Annotated in this window: 15 protein-coding genes and 1 tRNA gene; 8 read left to right on the top strand and 8 right to left on the bottom strand. The window is 70.3% G+C overall.

Going from position 1 to position 16,321, the window contains the following annotated elements; all coding sequences use genetic code 11:
* Window positions 1-143: 143 nt before the first annotated feature.
* The 4 genes from AC3B5L_RS11825 to AC3B5L_RS11810 form a co-directional block, all read right to left on the bottom strand.
* Window positions 144-386: an acyl-CoA carboxylase subunit epsilon gene (locus AC3B5L_RS11825; protein WP_187661921.1), complete on the bottom strand. Its 243-nt coding sequence runs from the start codon at window positions 384-386 to the stop codon at window positions 144-146.
* On the bottom strand, window positions 383-1,981 hold the full coding sequence (locus tag AC3B5L_RS11820; protein WP_490095803.1) for an acyl-CoA carboxylase subunit beta: 1,599 nt from the start codon (window positions 1,979-1,981) through the stop codon (window positions 383-385). The genes AC3B5L_RS11825 and AC3B5L_RS11820 overlap by 4 nt, the downstream gene beginning before the upstream one ends.
* 78 nt (window positions 1,982-2,059) lie before the next feature.
* Window positions 2,060-3,049: a hypothetical protein gene (locus AC3B5L_RS11815; protein ID WP_268776838.1), complete on the bottom strand. Its 990-nt coding sequence runs from the start codon at window positions 3,047-3,049 to the stop codon at window positions 2,060-2,062.
* 79 nt (window positions 3,050-3,128) lie between these two features.
* Window positions 3,129-3,821 (bottom strand): phosphocholine cytidylyltransferase family protein, encoded by a 693-nt coding sequence (locus AC3B5L_RS11810; protein WP_060923420.1) that lies wholly within the window; start codon window positions 3,819-3,821, stop codon window positions 3,129-3,131.
* A gap of 248 nt (window positions 3,822-4,069) precedes the next feature.
* Between AC3B5L_RS11810 and AC3B5L_RS11805 the strand changes: the two genes are divergently transcribed.
* Genes AC3B5L_RS11805 through AC3B5L_RS11795 form a run of 3 tightly spaced genes read left to right on the top strand, consistent with a single transcriptional unit; the run spans window position 4,070 to window position 7,882 of the window.
* Window positions 4,070-6,034 (top strand): ABC transporter ATP-binding protein, encoded by a 1,965-nt coding sequence (locus tag AC3B5L_RS11805; protein ID WP_327036722.1) that lies wholly within the window; start codon window positions 4,070-4,072, stop codon window positions 6,032-6,034.
* Window positions 6,010-7,575, top strand: a complete 1,566-nt coding sequence (locus tag AC3B5L_RS11800) for a hypothetical protein (RefSeq protein WP_268776839.1) — start codon at window positions 6,010-6,012, stop codon at window positions 7,573-7,575. Before AC3B5L_RS11805 ends, AC3B5L_RS11800 begins: the two co-directional genes overlap by 25 nt.
* A gap of 40 nt (window positions 7,576-7,615) precedes the next feature.
* The gene (locus AC3B5L_RS11795; protein ID WP_060923586.1) at window positions 7,616-7,882 is read left to right on the top strand and encodes a DUF3039 domain-containing protein; all 267 of its coding nucleotides are present in this window, start codon (window positions 7,616-7,618) and stop codon (window positions 7,880-7,882) included.
* Between the two features lie 21 nt (window positions 7,883-7,903).
* Here AC3B5L_RS11795 and AC3B5L_RS11790 read toward each other — a convergent pair whose 3' ends face one another.
* The gene (locus AC3B5L_RS11790) at window positions 7,904-9,229 is read right to left on the bottom strand and encodes a nicotinate phosphoribosyltransferase (protein WP_268776840.1); all 1,326 of its coding nucleotides are present in this window, start codon (window positions 9,227-9,229) and stop codon (window positions 7,904-7,906) included.
* 62 nt (window positions 9,230-9,291) lie between these two features.
* On the opposite strand from AC3B5L_RS11790, the gene murI reads away from it, so the two are divergent.
* From murI to AC3B5L_RS11770, 4 genes are all read left to right on the top strand, one after another.
* On the top strand, window positions 9,292-10,128 hold the full coding sequence (gene murI, locus AC3B5L_RS11785) for a glutamate racemase (RefSeq protein ID WP_187661916.1): 837 nt from the start codon (window positions 9,292-9,294) through the stop codon (window positions 10,126-10,128).
* A gap of 33 nt (window positions 10,129-10,161) precedes the next feature.
* Entirely contained in the window at window positions 10,162-10,899 is a 738-nt protein-coding gene (gene rph, locus AC3B5L_RS11780; RefSeq protein ID WP_259954222.1) for a ribonuclease PH, read from the top strand.
* Window positions 10,900-10,901: 2 nt separating this feature from the next.
* Entirely contained in the window at window positions 10,902-11,495 is a 594-nt protein-coding gene (gene rdgB / locus AC3B5L_RS11775; RefSeq protein ID WP_268776841.1) for an RdgB/HAM1 family non-canonical purine NTP pyrophosphatase, read from the top strand.
* Between the two features lie 100 nt (window positions 11,496-11,595).
* Window positions 11,596-12,516 carry a cation diffusion facilitator family transporter gene (locus AC3B5L_RS11770; RefSeq protein ID WP_025105315.1) on the top strand — a complete coding sequence of 307 codons (921 nt, stop codon included), beginning with the start codon at window positions 11,596-11,598 and terminating at the stop codon, window positions 12,514-12,516.
* Window positions 12,517-12,525: 9 nt separating this feature from the next.
* Here AC3B5L_RS11770 and ligD read toward each other — a convergent pair whose 3' ends face one another.
* Window positions 12,526-14,511 (bottom strand): non-homologous end-joining DNA ligase, encoded by a 1,986-nt coding sequence (gene ligD / locus AC3B5L_RS11765; protein ID WP_268776842.1) that lies wholly within the window; start codon window positions 14,509-14,511, stop codon window positions 12,526-12,528.
* Window positions 14,512-14,568: 57 nt separating this feature from the next.
* On the opposite strand from ligD, the gene ku reads away from it, so the two are divergent.
* Window positions 14,569-15,381 carry a non-homologous end joining protein Ku gene (gene ku, locus AC3B5L_RS11760; protein WP_187661912.1) on the top strand — a complete coding sequence of 271 codons (813 nt, stop codon included), beginning with the start codon at window positions 14,569-14,571 and terminating at the stop codon, window positions 15,379-15,381.
* Window positions 15,382-15,393: 12 nt separating this feature from the next.
* On the opposite strand, the gene AC3B5L_RS11755 is transcribed toward ku, so the two are convergent.
* Window positions 15,394-16,158 (bottom strand): DedA family protein, encoded by a 765-nt coding sequence (locus tag AC3B5L_RS11755; RefSeq protein ID WP_259954214.1) that lies wholly within the window; start codon window positions 16,156-16,158, stop codon window positions 15,394-15,396.
* A 78-nt stretch (window positions 16,159-16,236) separates the two neighbouring features.
* Window positions 16,237-16,318, bottom strand: a tRNA-Leu gene (locus AC3B5L_RS11750).
* Window positions 16,319-16,321 lie beyond the last annotated feature (3 nt).

The raw sequence follows: 16,321 nt of genomic DNA, 5'->3' as shown, positions 1-16,321 counted from the left end.
GAAAACCGTCCGCTGGTGGCCGATCAGCGTCTGTCTACCCTGGGACAGAGAGACCAGCCGAACGCGAAGCGTCCCCTTCAGTCTGCGGGGTCGTGCAACGGTTGTCTGTAGGTATTTTGGGGGACAAAACACGACGACCCGATTCAGCCGGCGAAGCGTCCCCAGGGGATGTCGCGACGCAGCGGTCGGCGCAGCGGGCGCTGCGTGCGCGTCCACGCCGACACCCGCGGCTCCTCGACCGTCGCCTCCGCCTGCTCGGTCTCGTAGGCGTCGCCGAGCACCGCGATGAGGGCCGCGAGTTCCTCCTCCGTGGCGGCGCCGCGCGTGATCTCCAGAAGGAGCGGCGCGGGGGCCGTCCCGTCGACGGCGGATTCCTGCGCGCTCACAGCGGGATGTTCCCGTGCTTCTTCGGCGGCAGCTCTGCGCGCTTGCCGCGGAGCGCGCGCAGCGCCTTCGCGATCGCGACGCGCGTGTTCGCCGGTTCGATGATGCCGTCGAGCTCGCCGCGCTCGGCCGCGAGGAAGGGCGAGGCGACGTTGTAGGTGTATTCGTTGGCCAGACGCGTGCGGACCGCCGCCACGTCCTCGCCGGCTTCCTCCGCCTTGCGGATCTCGCCGCGATAGAGGATGTTGACGGCGCCCTGGCCGCCCATCACGGCGATCTCCGCGGTGGGCCAGGCGAGGTTCACGTCGGCGCCGAGCTGCTTCGACCCCATGACGATGTACGCGCCGCCGTACGCCTTGCGCAGGATCACCGTCACGAGCGGCACGGTGGCCTCCGCGTACGCGTAGAGGAGCTTGGCGCCGCGGCGGATGACCCCTGTCCACTCCTGGTCGGTGCCTGGCAGGTATCCCGGCACGTCGACGAGGGTCACGATCGGGAGCGAGAACGCGTCGCAGAACCGCACGAACCGGCTCGCCTTCTCGCCGGCCTCGATGTTGAGCGTGCCCGCCATCTGGGACGGCTGGTTGGCGATGATGCCGACCGAGCGGCCCTCGATACGGCCGAAGCCGATGACGATGTTGGGAGCGAACAGCGGCTGCACCTCGAGGAAGTCGCCGTCGTCCACGACATGCTCGATCACCGTGTGGATGTCGTACGGCTGGTTCGGGGAATCCGGGATGAGCGTGTTGAGCGTGCGGTCGGCGTCGGTGGTCTCGAACTCGAACGCGCTCTCGTAGGACGGCAGCTCCGCCATGTTGTTGTCCGGCAGGAATCCGAGGAGCGTGCGGGCATAGTCGATCGCGTCGTCCTCGTCCTCCGCGAGGTAGTGGGCGACACCGGAGCGCGTGTTGTGCGTGTAGGCGCCGCCGAGCTCCTCCATGCCGACGTCCTCGCCGGTGACCGTCTTGATCACGTCGGGCCCGGTGACGAACATCTGGCTGGTCTTGTCGACCATGATGACGAAGTCGGTGAGGGCGGGCGAGTAGACGGCGCCGCCGGCGGCCGGGCCCATGATGATCGAGATCTGCGGGATCACGCCGGAGGCGCGGGTGTTCAGACGGAAGATCTCGCCGTACTTGCCGAGCGCGACCACACCCTCCTGGATGCGCGCCCCGCCGGAGTCGAGGATGCCGATGCAGGGCATGCCGCCGGCCAGGGCGAACTCCATGACCTTGACGATCTTCTCGCCGGCGACCTCGCCGAGCGACCCGCCGAAGGTCGAGAAGTCCTGCGAGTACACCGCCACGGTGCGGCCGTGGATGGTGCCGACGCCGGTGACGACGGAGTCGCCGTAGGGGCGCGAGCGGTCCATCCCGAACGCGGTGGTGCGGTGGCGCACGTACTCGTCGAACTCGACGAAGCTGCCGGGGTCGACGAGGAGTTCGATGCGCTCGCGGGCGGTCATCTTGCCCTTCGCGTGCTGCTTCTCCTTCGCCTTCGCCTCGGCGTCGACGACGGCCTCGGTGTAGCGAGCGCGCAGGTCCGCGATCTTGCCGGCGGTGGTAAAGGGGGCGGGCTTGTCCGTCACGGATTCCACCCTAGCGTCGGGTCCGCGCCGTCCGTTGGATGATCGGCACAACGGGTCGACGGATCCTTTGGCGAGGTGCGCGACCCCTCACTTCCCGGTCGCGTCGGAACCCGGGCGCGGCGGCAGATCGTGGTCGCCGTCGCTATCGCCCGCCTCGATCTCGTCCGCCGCATGCTCACGCCGGCGTCCGGCGATCTCACCGACCCGATGGCCGACCCATCCCGCTCCGCGCGCCACCGTGCCGGCGGCTCCCGCGACGGCGGTGCCGGCGTAGCGCGCCCCCCGGAGCATCCGCAGCTCCACCTTCTCGGCGCCGGGCACGGGCTCCAGCTCGGCGGGGAGGGTGCGCGGCGCGGCGCCGAACGCGCGGTGGGACGTGGTGAGCACCCGGCGGCCGAGGATGTGATTGCCCGCCCCGCCGATGGCCGCGCCGATCCCGAAGGGCATCGCCTTGCCGATGAACGAGGCGCCGCCCCTGGCCGCGAACTGCTTCACGAACATCCCCTTGAGCTGGTCCACCAGGGGTCCCACCGCGGCGCGGGGCAGCGACTTCGTCACCATCTCGCCCCAGTACGCCGAGCGGCTGCCCCCGCGCCCCGCGACCTGCCGGGCGAGCTGGCCGACGAGGTCGACGCCCTCCTTGCCGAGCATGAGCGTCATGACGAGAGCGCGTGCGCGGTCGGGGTTGCCGACCGCGATGCCGTGCACCTCGGCCACCGACTGCGCGAAGAGGGCCGTGGACTCCACGAATCCCACGGTCTCGACGCCGGAGAGCGCGAGCGTGATCCCGGTGCCGATGCCGGGCACGACGGCGGTCGCCCCCACCGCGGCCCCACCCGTCGTGACGGCCGCGAGGTAGCGCCGCTCCAGGATCCGGATGATCTCGTCGGGCGTCGCGTGGGGGTTGCGGAGCCGGATGCTGCGGATGTGGGCGAGCACCAGCGGCCGCTGGATCGACAGGACCCGATCGAGCCCGCGCACCATCATGGGGTGCTCGGGGGAGCCGACCGGGGGTACGCCCTTGTCCCACGGGGCGTCGTCCGGCAGGGAGTGGATCTTGTGCACCTTGGGGGCCATGCGCCGATCCTATGGAGCCCGTCCGCGAAAACACCGAGAGCCCCGGTCCGTGGCGGAACGGGGCTCTCGGAGGGGAGCGTCACACGAAGAGGTTCGCGCGCTCCAGGTCCTCTGCGAAGTCGACCTCGACCGCGTACAGGTCGGAGACGTCCATCGGCTCGAGCAGCAGGCCGTCCTCGGCGATCGCCAGCTCGAGGCCGCGCTCGAAGTAGTCCTGGTCCTCGACGCGCTGCAGCTGGCGCATGAACGCCTTCTTGAAGCCCGACGAGATGTAGTTGATGCCGACGGCCTCGCCCAGGCCGCCCTTGACCGACTTGGACAACTCCTTGATGAAGCCCTCCGCGGTGACGGTGTACTTCACCTCTTCATCGCTGACCTTGGCGGTGTTGACGGTGACGAACGACTGGTCGCGCTCGATGTATGCGGCGGCGCGGCCGAGGATCATCGGGTCGAAGACGACATCGCCGTTCATCCACAGCACGCCGCTCTTGCCGGTGGCGCTCAGGGCGCGCAGAAGGCTCTTCGACGTGTTCGTCTCGTCGTAGCGGTCGTTGTGGACGTAGTTCACGGAGGGGAAGGCCTCGATGATGGTCTCGGCGCGGTAGCCCACCACCGTGGTGATGCGTGCGTCGGAGCCGAAAGCGGCGCGGATGTTGTCGTGCTGCTGGCCCATGATCGTGCGGCCGTCGTTGAGCTCGGTGAGCGGCTTGGGCAGCGCGCGGCCGAGGCGAGAGCCCATGCCGGCTGCGAGGATGACGGTCTGAAGAGTCACGAATACTCCTAAGGAAGTTGTGTTCACGGTCGGTTCACCGACCAGACACTTCGTCGTGCCGGGGATCATGCTAGCGATTCCCCCTGAGAACCCCGGGGCCAGGCAGGCCCCGTTGCCATTTCGTGATCGAGTACACACGCAACGCACAGGGACGACAACCCCCTTGCGGAAAGCGCCAAGGAGGGGATCCGGTTGCGGAATGTCGCGTGGGGCCTTGGCTCTCAGCCACCCGTTGATACCGTAGGACGGTGACTTCCTCCCCTGATGACCCCACCCCCCAGGCAGAGGGAGCCGAGACTCCGACCGAGGCCTCCGCGCCCGCTCGGAAACCGGCCGCCAAGAGACCTGCCGCGTCCACCGCCGCGAAGAAGTCGACCTCGGCCTCGGCCAAGGCGCAGACGGCCGCAGCGGACAAGCCGGCTGCGAAGAAGCCCGCGGCCGCGAAGAGCACCGCGGCGAAGTCCGCTGCGGCGAAGACCACGGCTGCGAAGACCCCCGCGGCGAAGTCTGCTGCGGCGAAGACCACGGCCGCGAAGACCGCGGCTCCGAAGTCGGCAGCTGCGAAGACGACGGCCGCCACACCCTCCGCCGCGAAGACCACGGCCGCGAAGTCCACCGCGGCGAAGTCCTCCACTTCGACGAGGACTGCCGCGGCGAAGAAGCCGACCGCCGCGCGGACGGCGAGGCCCGCACCGACCAAGGCGGCAGCCGAGAAGGCCGCGCCCACGGCTGAGGTCGTGGTCGAGCCCACCCCCGCGGCGAGTGTCGATCCCGCGACCGCTCCAGCAGGCGCTCGCACGGCGTCCGCCGCCCGCGCGGCTGCGGCGAAGAACACGGCCGCACGCTCGACCGGCTCGAAGCGTCCGGCCGCGACGTCGATGAAGGCGGCGAGCACATCGGCGGCCAAGACGGCTGCGGCCAAGGCCGCCGCGGCGAAGACCGCTGCCGCGAAGGCCTCGGCGGCCAAGACGACGGCCAAGACCACCGCCGCCAAGACCGCTGCGGCGAAGGCAGCCGCGGCGAAGGCGGCCGCGGCGAAGGCCGCCGAAGACGAGGCCGTGAAGGCCGAGGCCGCGGAGGCCCAGGCGGCTGAGGTCGGGACCGTCGAGTCCGCAGCCGCAGAGGTGAGAACGGCCGAGACGCAGCCGGAGGAGTCCGGCGCGGTGCAGGCGCAGACCGTGGCCGCAGAGACCGTCGAGACGGACGAGGCCGGCATCTCGTCCGTCGAGACGGCGACACCGGCCCGAGACACCGCCGAGGAAGCGACGCCGGTCGAGGAGCCTGCTGCGGCGGAGTCCGTGGTGGAGGTGTCGGACACCGCGCTGCCGGTGACCAAGGAGCCCGCGCCCGATGACCGGCGCGTCGCGGAGGTGGAGACCGTCGAGGTCGTCGAAGCGGTGATCGCCGAGGAGCCCCCGACCGAGGCCGATGACTCGGCGGCAGCCGAGCCCGCCACCGAGGCGATCCGCATCCGCGGTCTCGTGAAGCAGTTCGGCGAGAACCGCGCGGTCGACGGCATCGACCTCACCGTGCCCGCGGCCTCCTTCTACGGCATCGTCGGCCCCAACGGCGCCGGCAAGACCACGACCCTCTCGATCGTCGCGGGTCTCCTGCGCGCGGACGAGGGCAGCGTCCTCATCTGCGGCATCGACCAGGCGGCCGAGCCCCTGGCGGCGAAGCGCGTCATGGGCGTCCTGCCCGACCGGCTGCGCACCTTCGACCGGCTCACCGGCCGACAGCTGCTGTATTACTACGGGCTGCTGCGTGGGCTCTCCGCCGACGTCATCGAGAAGCGCACCGGCGACCTCGCCAGGGCCTTCGACCTCGGCGACGCCCTGAATCGGGTCGTGTCGGACTATTCCGCGGGCATGACGAAGAAGATCATGCTCGCCGGCGCGATGATCCACTCTCCGCGCGTCCTCGTTCTCGACGAACCGTTCGAATCCGTCGATCCGGTCTCCTCCGCCGTGATCCTCGACATCCTCCGCGCCTACGTCTCGCACGGCGGCACGGTGATCCTGTCGAGCCATGGGATGGATCTCGTCGAGCGCGTGTGCTCCCGGGTGGCCATCATCGTCAACGGTGAGGTCCTGGCCGAGGGCACGATCGACGAGGTGCGCGCGGGACAGACGCTCGAATCGCGCTTCGTGGAGCTCGCAGGTTCCAGCGGAGAGGTGGAGGGGCTCGAGTGGCTGCACACGTTCTCCGACTGAGGTTCGCGCTTCTCCTGGGCGCCCTGCGCGGGGAACACCGGGCGCGCACCCTGCTCTCCTTCGGCGCGGTCGTCGCGGTCACCGTGGTGGTCTGCGTGGCGGTCTTCAGCCTCGGCGACGCGCCGGTGCCGGTCTCCCAGGCCGTGACGGTGCTCGGTGGCGCTGCCCTTCTGCTCGGCTTCCTCGTGGGGCCGCTGCTCGTGGGAGCCGTCGATCAGCTCGATCCGCGGCGCTTCGCGGTGTTCGGCGTCGACGAGCGGAAGATGCCAGGGGTGCTGGCGCTCGCGTCGCTGGTCAGCGTGCCGAGCCTCGCGCTCCTCGCGGTCTACATCAGCGTGACGGTCGTCGCGATCCGCGCCGGCGCACCGTGGGTGCCGGCCGTCCTCCTGGCGGTGATCGGGCTGCTGTCGACCATCCTCCTGTCCCGGGTCGGGATGGCGCTCAACGCGCTTCTGCTCCCGGAGCGTCGTTCCCGGGAGCTCACCGCGCTGTTCGCCCTGGCCCTGATCGTCATCGCGTTCCCGGTCGCCGTGTTCCTCGGCTCGCTCCGCTGGGACGGTGAGGTGCCGGCGTCACTGGCGACCCTGACCTCGGTGATCGGCTTCACGCCGCTCGCCGCCTCGCCGGCGGCGATGTTCGCGGCGGCCGAAGGCGAGACGGCCGCGGCGTGGGGAAGCGGACTGGTGGCTGCCGTCACCCTCGCGCTGCTGTGGTTCGCCTGGACCTGGTTCGTACGGCGCCTGCTGACGACGACCGAGCGTCCGGTGGCGGCGCGCGAGCGCAGCGGACTCGGCTGGTTCGGCCTGCTGCCCTCCAACGCCTTCGGCGCCATCGCGTCGCGAAGCCTCGTGTACTGGCTGCGCGACCGCCGGTACATCATGAACATCATCGTCGTGCCCGTGGCGGGCGTGCTGACGGTGTTCCCGCTGATCGTCGCGGGCGTGCCGGTCGAGATCGCCGCCCTCGTCCCCGTGCCCGTCATGGCCCTCTTCTTCGGATGGTTGCCCCACAACGACGTCGCCTACGACTCGACGGCCCTCTGGACGCACGTCGCGAGCGGTGTCCGCGGGGTTCCGGACCGTCTCGGACGCCTGGTGCCGGTGCTCCTGGTCGCCGTGCCGGTGCTGGCGATCGCCGTACCGCTCTCGCTCCTGCTGGCCGGGCGCTGGAGTCTTCTCCTCCCGCTCGTCGGCCTCGGTGCGAGCCTGCTGTTCTCCGCCCTCGGCATCTCCAGCGTGGTGTCGGTGGTGGCGCCGTACGCGGTCTCCCGTCCCGGGGACAGCCCGTTCCAGCAGCCGCAGCGCCCGACCTCCCGAGGGATCTACGGCCCGGCGGCGGCGTTCCTCGGTGCGATCCTCCTGAGCGTGCCCACCATCTGGCTGTTCGGTGCGAGCATCGTCGCCGATCCCGGCTTCGCGCCGGCGGCTTTCTGGGTCGGCATCGCCACCGGCATCGCCGCCTTCATCGGAGGAGCCGTGATCGGCGGACGCATCTTCGAGCACAGCGGCGAACGTCTGATGGAGTTCGTCGAGACCGCGTGAGACCGCCCCGCCGAGGCGGAGACGCGGCTAGAATCGCGGGATGAGTACTCCGCTGGACAGCCCCGATCAGGGCGGCGTGGCAACGCTTGATCGCGAACTGGAAGAGCTCCTCCGCGAGGAGAACATCGAACCGGGCGACCACGAGCGCTTCTCGCACTACGTCAAGAAGGACAAGATCCTCGAGTCGGCGATCACGGGCAAGCCCGTCCGCGCGCTCTGCGGCAAGAAGTGGACGCCGGGCCGCGATCCGGAGAAGTTCCCGATCTGCCCGACGTGCAAGGAGATCTACGAGTCGATGGTCGGCTGACCGCCGTCGCTCGGCTCCGCTTCAGTCCGCCTCGACGTAGACCGTCGGGATCGCCGGGTCCGACTTGCTGAGTGCCAACGCACGCACCGGCAGCTCTTCACGGACACGCAGGTGATGCGCGCGGGCGGAAGCCGTCCCTGCGGCGCCCTCGAAGGCGGTCTCGATCTCTCCGCCCTCGACGAGGGTGACCTGGAGCGGTCGGCCGTCCAGGTGCTCGGCAGGCGTGTCCAGCGCCTCGAACCCGTCCGAGACGACGACCGTCTCCGCCGCGGCGACCCCGTCGCTGAGCGTGCGGAACGCCGCCTTGCGGCCACCGAACGACGCCTTGTCCGCGGACGCCTTGGCGACCCCGACCCACGAGCCGTCGGCGTCCTGCCGGGCGACGAGCTTGTAGACCATGCTCGCCGTGGGGTATCCGGAACCGGTCACGACGGAGGTGCCGACGCCGTACGCGTCCACGGGGGAGGCCGCCAGCGCGGCGATCGCGTACTCGTCGAGGTCGCTCGTGACCGTGATGCGGGTCTCGGTGGCGCCGAGCTCGTCCAGTTGCGCTCGGACCTCGGCGGCGACGGTCGGCAGGTCCCCGGAGTCGATGCGGACGCCGCCGAGCCCGGTCCCGGCCACCCGGATCGCCGTCTCGACGCCGGTGCGGATGTCGTAGGTGTCGACGAGGAGCGTCGTGTCCACGCCCATGCTCTCGACTTGAGCACGGAAGGCGTCCTCCTCGCTGTCGTGCAGCAGCGTCCACGAGTGCGCAGCGGTGCCCATGGTCGGGATTCCCCAGGCGCGGCCGGCCTCGAGGTTGCTCGTGGCGCCGAACCCGGCGATGTACGCCGCCCGTGCTGCGGCGACAGCGGAGCGCTCGGCTGCCCGCCGGGAGCCCATCTCGGCGAGAGGACGCTCGCCGGCGGCGATGCTCATGCGGGCCGCGGCCGTGGCGACCGCGGAGTCGTGGTTGAGGACGCTCAGGGCGAGCGTCTCCAGGACGACGGCGTCCGCGAACGATCCCTCGACCGTGAGGATGGGCGACCCGGGGAAGTAGAGCTCGCCCTCGCGGTAACCCCGGATCGTGCCGGTGAAGCGATAGCGCTCGAGGGAGGCGAGGGTCTCGGCGTCGACGACCCGCTCGTCGCGGAGGAAGCGCAGCTCGTCGTCGCCGAAACGGAAGTCGCGCAGCAGGCCGAGCAGGCGTCCGGTTCCGGCGACGACGCCGAAGCGGCGTCCGCCGGACAGGCGTCGGGAGAAGAGCTCGAAGACACTCGGGCGGGAGGCGGTGCCGTCCCGGAGCGAGGCGGCGAGCATCGTGAGCTCGTAACGGTCGGTGAGCAGCGCCGTCGACGTGGTCATGCGCTCAGCTTAGTGAGGCCGTGATGCACGAGGCGGCGCGCACGCGGGTAGGCTGGGGAGTCATGAACGACGCGCCCATCGGGATCTTCGACTCCGGTGTCGGCGGGCTCACGGTGGCCAGGGCCATCCGCGCCCAGCTGCCCCGCGAATCGTTCGTCTACATCGGCGACACCGCCCACTCGCCGTACGGGCCCAAGCCCATCGCCGATGTCCGGCGCTATGCGCTCGAAGTGCTCGACACCCTGGTCGACCAGGGCGTGAAGATGCTGGTCATCGCCTGCAACACCGCGTCGGCGGCGATGCTGCGCGACGCACGCGAACGCTACGACGTGCCGGTGGTCGAGGTGATCGGCCCCGCCGTGCGCCGCGCGGTGTCGACCACGAGGAACGGCCGTGTCGGTGTGATCGGCACGGTCGGCACGATCGGTTCGCGGGCCTACCAGGACATGCTCGAGGTGAACGAGCGCCTGCAGGTGTTCACCGCCGCGTGCCCCCGGTTCGTCGAGTTCGTCGAGGCCGGTGTCACCGGCACCCCCGAGGTGCTGGCCGTCGCCGAGGAGTACCTCGCGCCGCTGCGCGAGGCCGACGTGGACACGCTCGTCCTCGGGTGCACGCACTATCCGTTCCTCCGCGGCGCCATCAGCTACGTCATGGGGGAGGGCGTGACGCTGGTCTCCAGCGACGACGAGACCGCGGGCGACGTCTACCGCCAGCTCGTCCGCGGCGATCTGCTGGCGCCGGCCGATGCCACCGCCACCTACGTCTACGAGGCCACGGGCGACTCCGCCGACGACTTCACGGCGCTCGCCAACCGCCTCATGGGTCGCGAGGTGCGCGACGTGCAGCTCGTCCAGACCGGCGTCATCACGCTTCCCGATTCCGCCCTCGACGCGCGCTGAGCCCGTCGCTCCATCCCCGACCGAGAGAAGCTCATGACCGACATCGTCCGCGCCGACGGCCGTTCCACCTCGCAGCTGCGCGAGATCACCATTGAGCGCGGCTGGAGCGCGCAGGCCGAGGGGTCGGCCCTCATCAGCTTCGGCGGCACGAAGGTGCTGTGCACCGCCTCGTTCACGAACGGCGTGCCCCGGTGGCTCACCGGCAAGGGCAAGGGCTGGGTCACGGCCGAGTATGCGATGCTCCCGCGAGCGACGAACAGCCGCAACGACCGGGAGAGCGTGAAGGGCCGCATCGGCGGTCGGACGCACGAGATCTCCCGACTCATCGGCCGCGCGCTGCGCGCCGTCGTCGACACCAAGGCGCTCGGCGAGAACACCATCGTCATCGACTGCGACGTGCTCCAGGCCGACGGTGGCACCCGCACCGCGGCGATCACCGGCGCCTATGTCGCCCTGGCCGACGCGATCGAGTGGGGCCGGGAGAAGAAGTTCATCGGCAAGAACTCGACGCCGCTGCTCGACTCCGTCTCCGCGGTGTCCGTCGGCATCGTGGACGGGGAGCCGATGCTCGACCTCGCCTACGTCGAGGATGTCCGCGCCGAGACCGACATGAACGTCGTCGTGACCGGCCGTGGCCTTTTCGTCGAGGTGCAGGGCACGGCCGAAGGGGCGCCGTTCGACAAGCGTGAGCTCGACGCGCTCCTCGACCTCGGCGTCGCCGGCTGCGCGGACCTGAAGGACCGGCAGCTCGCCGCTCTGGCAGGAGCCTGAGCATGCGCGTCGTCCTGGCGACCCATAACCCGCACAAGGTGGCGGAGTTCCAGCAGATCGTGCAGCAGACACGGCCCGACCTGGAGGTCGTCGGCTACGACGGCCCCGAGCCGGTCGAGGACGGAGTGACGTTCGCCGAGAACGCGCTCCTCAAGGCGCGAGCGGCCGCCGCGCACACCGGCCTCGCGGCGCTCGCCGACGACTCCGGCATCTGCGTGGACGTGCTCGGCGGGTCGCCCGGAGTGTTCTCGGCGTACTGGGCCGGTCAGAAGAAGGACGCCGCGGCGAACCTGGAGCTGCTGCTCGATCAGCTGCGCGACATCGCCGACCGTCATCGCTCCGCGCACTTCACCTCGACGATCGCCCTCGTCCTCCCGGACGGTCGCGAGCACGTCGTGGAGGGGATCTGGCCAGGACGGCTCGCCCGCGAGGCGTCGGGAGCCGGGGGTTTCGGGTACGACCCGATCTTCATCCCGGACGGTCAGCCGGACGGCGCACAGCGCACGGTCGGGGAGTTCACGGCGGAGGAGAAGCAGGCGCAGTCGCATCGCGCGCGCGCCTTCACGGCGCTCGTGCCGCTGCTCGCCACGCTCTGATCGTCGAAGAGAAGAACCCCTGCTGACGGTGAGAATCGTTACTGTTCCCGACTAGCCGGGAACGGCCTTGTCGGGCCCACCGCCGGGCTAGCCTGGGGGCATGCACGATCATGCGCCCGCCCCTGGCGGTCTCCGTTCGGCGAGCAGCCGCCGCCTCCTCGCGATCTCCCTGACCCTCACGGCCACGGTGATGATCGTGCAGGTCGTCGGCGCCCTCCTCACCGGCTCGCTGGCGCTGCTCGCGGACGCTGCGCACATGTTCACGGACGCCTCGGCGCTCGTGATCGCACTGATCGCCGCGACCGTGGCGGCGCGCCCCGCGGACGACCGCCGGACGTTCGGCTACCAGCGGGCCGAGGTGTTCGGCGCACTCATCAACGCGGTCATCCTCATCGCCCTCGCCACGGTCGTCGCCGTGCAGGGCGTGCAGCGGCTGCTGAACCCCTCCGAGGTCGAGGTCGCGGGAGGGCTGATGCTCGTCGTCGCCGTCGTCGGCCTCGTCGCGAACGCGGTGTCGATGTGGCTGCTCAGCCGGGCCCAGCGGACGAACCTCAACGTGCGCGGCGCCTACCTCGAGGTGATGGGCGACCTGCTCGGCTCACTGATGGTCATCATCGCGGCCGGTGTGATCCTCGTGACGGGCTGGATGCCGGCCGACGCCCTCGCCTCGCTGTTCATCGCGGCGATGATCATCCCCCGGGCATTCGTCCTGCTCAAGGAGGTGTTCTCCGTCCTCGCCGAGTCGGCGCCGAAGGGCATGGCCGTCGGGGAGATCCGCACTCACCTGCTCGGCTACGACGGCGTCGTCGGAGTCCATGACGTGCACGTGTGGCAGCTCACCCGCGGAGCCCCCGTCTTCACCGCGCACGTCAGCGTGCGCCCGGACCTGCTGGCGGACGGCCGCTCGGCGGCGCTGCTGTCGGAGATGCAGGCATGCCTCGCGGATCACTTCGACGTGGCGCACTCCACGTTCCAGATCGAACCGGCCGAGCAGAGCGACTGCGAACCGCACCACGCCTGAGGGAGCCGCTCACGCCTCGACGGTGATCTCGTCGACGGTCTTGTCCGGGCGCAGACCTCGCCAGCGGGCGTGCCGGAGGATACCGTCCGGCGTCCAGTTCGCGAACTCCACCTCGCCCACGAGTTCGGCGCGCACCCACAGGGCGTCGGAGGCGTCGGGGCGGGGGACGCCGTCGAGCGGTGCGCCTGGCACCCGCAGCGGCTCCAGGCGGGCCAGGAGGTCGCGGAGGATGCGGTCCGTGAAGCCGGTGCCCACCCGGCCGATGTAGCGGAGGTCGCCACCCTCCGGGATCGCCAGGAGGAGAGAGCCGAGAGTGCCCTCGCGCTCGCCCTTCCCCGGGCGGATGCCGACGATCACCGCCTCCTGCATGCGGGTGTTCTTGAGCTTGAGCCAGGAGGGTGAGCGCTGGCCGGCACGGTACCGGGAGGCGGGATCCTTCACGACGACGCCCTCCAGCCCGAACTCCTCGCTGGCGGCGAGCGCTGCGTCCACGTCGTCGAAGACGGGAGGGACCTGGATGGGCGCGTCGACCCCCGCCACGATGTCGCCGAGCAGAGTGCGGCGCTCGCGGAGCGGCATCCCGGTGAGATCGTGGCCGTCGAGACGGAGCAGGTCGAACAGCATGTACACGACCGGTGTGCGCACGACCTCGCGCTCGATCTCCCGGGGCCGGGTGAGGTGCATGCGGTTCTGCAGCAGGGAGAAGCTCGGCCGGGCGGCGCTGTCGAAGGCGACGATCTCCCCGTCGACGATCGCCTCGTCGACGGGGAGGAACGGGGCACCGTCGGCCGTCAGCTCGGGATAGCGCGCGGTGATGTCGGTGCCGCGTCGGGCGTGCAGCGACATGTGCCCGTCGCGCCAGGTGCCGATCGCACGGATGCCGTCCCACTTCACCTCCACCCACGACGGCGTGCTGAGGCTTCGGGCGATCGCGGGGGTGCCGTTCTCGGCGAGCATCGGCGCGAGGGACGGGAGAGTGGTCCCGGTGGGGGACGCCGTCTGCTCGGCGAGCGGCCGGCCGCGACGGGTGGAGGAGGGCGCCGCCGCCCGGATCGCGGTGGCTCGAGCCGGTGTCGCGGCGCGCGCGTTCGCCGGCAGTGCAGGAGTGTCGGGGCGGAGGGGGGAGAGCGGATCGATTCCGGCGGCGGCGCGCGCGAGCACCTCGTCCAGCTCGAGGTGAGCGAGGCCCGGGTCGTCGAGCTCCTCCCAGGTGCGCGGCGCCGCGACGCCGGGGCGGGCGCGCCCGCGCAGGGAGTACGGGGAGATCGTCGTCTTCTTGCCGTTGTTCTGGCTCCAGTCGAGGAACACCTTGCCCCCGCGCACGGCCTTGGACATGACGCTCGTGGCGAGGTCCGGGTGCTCGTTCTCGATGATGCGCGCCAGCTCTTTGACCACGGCGGAGACCTCGTCGCTGGTCTGCTCGCCGGGCAGGGCCGCGTAGAGGTGGATGCCCTTGCTGCCGCTGGTCACGGGCAGAGGGTCGAGCCCCATCCCGGTGAGGAGCGTCCGAGCGATCCGGGCGACCTCGGCGCACTGCGCGAGGTCGGCGCCGGGTCCGGGGTCGAGATCGAGCACGAGACGGTCGGGACGGCCGGGGAGCCCCTCCGGGGTGAACCGCCACTGCGGCACGTGCAACTCGATCGCCGCGACCTGCGCGAGCCAGACGAGCGTGGGCACGTCCTCCACCAGCGGGTACGCCTTGGGGCCGTCGGAGTGCTGGATGTCCTGTCGCGGGATCCACTCCGGGGCGCCGGGCTCGAGCTGCTTCGTGAAGAAGGAGTCCTCGGGAGCAGCGGCGGTGCCGACCCCCTCGACCCAGCGCTTGCGGGTGACCGGGCGGCCGTCGAGGAGCGGGAGGAGGAGCGGAGCGATGGTGGTGTAGTAGGCGATGACCTCGCCCTTGGTCGTGCCCGTCTCCGGGTAGACGACCTTGTCGAGGTTGGTCACCCGCAGCCGTCGGCCATCGACCTGCACGACCTGCGCCTCTCCCACCATGGAGCCAGCGTAGTCAAGGGGTGGTCGTGACGGGTGTGGCTGGTGTCTACTGGTGTGATGAGGACGATCTGGAAGGGCGCCCTGACGTTCGGGCTGGTGAACGTGCCGGTCAAGGTGTACTCGGCGACCGAGGACCACGACGTGCCGCTGCATCAGGTGCATGAGAAGGACGGCGGTCGCATCCGCTACCAGCGCACGTGCGAGGTGTGCGGCGAGACGGTGGCCTACTCCGACATCGATCGCGCCTACGTCGACGACGGGCAGACCGTCGTGCTCACCAAGGACGACCTCGCGGCGCTGCCGGCGGAGAAGAGCCGCGAGATCGATGTCGTGGAGTTCGTGCCCTCCGACCAGGTCGATCCGCTCACCCTCGACAAGCCGTACTACCTGGAGCCCGACTCGAAGTCTCCCAAGGCGTACGTGCTGCTGCGCAAGACACTCGAGCAGACCGACCGCACCGCGATCGTGCGGTTCACGCTGCGCCAGAAGACCCGGCTCGCCGCGCTGCGCGTGCGGGGCAAGGTCCTCGTGCTGCAGACGCTGCTCTGGTCGGACGAGGTCCGAGAGGCGGAGTTCCCGTCGCTCGACGAGGACGTGCGGATCTCGAAGAAGGAGCTGGAGTTGTCCTCGTCGCTCGTGGACAGCTACTCGGCCGACTTCGATCCCGAGGAGTTCGTCGACGAGTACCAGAAGGAGCTCCGCACCCTCATCGACGCGAAGATCGAGGCCGGGGAGACGTTCGACGTGGCGGAGACCTTCGGCGGCGATGCCGAGAAGGCGGCCGACGGCGGCGAGGTCATCGACCTGATGGAGGCGCTGCGCGCCAGCGTCGCCCGCTCCAAGGAGAAGCGCTCCAAGAACGCGGGCTGATCCGCGGCCGGGTCAGTGCTTCCCGTCGCCGTCCAGGTCGGGGGCGCGATCGAACACGTCGGCGTCGAGGACGAGCTCCTCGGCCTCCTCGTGATCGGTCACGACGTCCTCTCCTGCGGCCGCGGCCTTCTTGGCCTTGTGGCGCTCGGAGAAGTAATGCCACAGGGTGACGAGCGCGGTGCCGCCGACGGCGATGAGCAGGATGATGTCGATGTACTCGACGACGAGGTGGCGGATCCACGGGATGTAGGCGATGAGGTAGCCGACCATCGTGAGTCCGAAGCCCCAGATCATCGCCCCGATGAAGTTGTAGAGCGAGTAGCGCCGCCACGGCATGTGGCCCACACCCGCGGCGACCGGGGCGAACGTGCGCACGATCGGCACGAAGCGCGCGAGGATCACGGTGAGGCCGCCGAAGCGCTCGAAGAACGCGTTGGTGCGCTCGACGTTCTTGCGGCTGAAGAGGCCGGACTCCTTGCGTTCGAAGACCGCGGGGCCGCCCTTGTGCCCGATGACGTAGCCGACCTCGCCGCCGATGAACGCGGAGAGCGCGATGAGGAGCGAGACGACCCAGATGTTCACGCCGAATACGTTGCTCGTGTGGGTCAGCAGGCCCGCGATGATGAGCAGAGTGTCACCGGGCAGGAGGAAGCCGACCAGCAGACCCGTCTCGGCGAAGATGATGAAGCAGACCACGAGGAGCGCCCACGGGCCCGCCGCCCCGATGATCGTCTGCGGATCGAGCCACGGGATGAGCGCGGTAGGGGCGTGCAGCATGCTTTCGAGCACTGGCGGGATTCCCGTCGGTCGTGAGGTGTCGGCGGTGGAGCGATGCGGGCGCCGAAGCACCCGTCGTGCGGAAGGTGGGACTTGAACCCACACGCCCTGGGGCACAGGAACCTAAATCCTGCGTGTCTGCCAATTCCACCACTCCCGCGCG

It is taken from the genome of Microbacterium sp. C-MGS6 (assembly GCF_058140415.1).
This window is presented reverse-complemented; position numbering and strand designations above follow the sequence as displayed.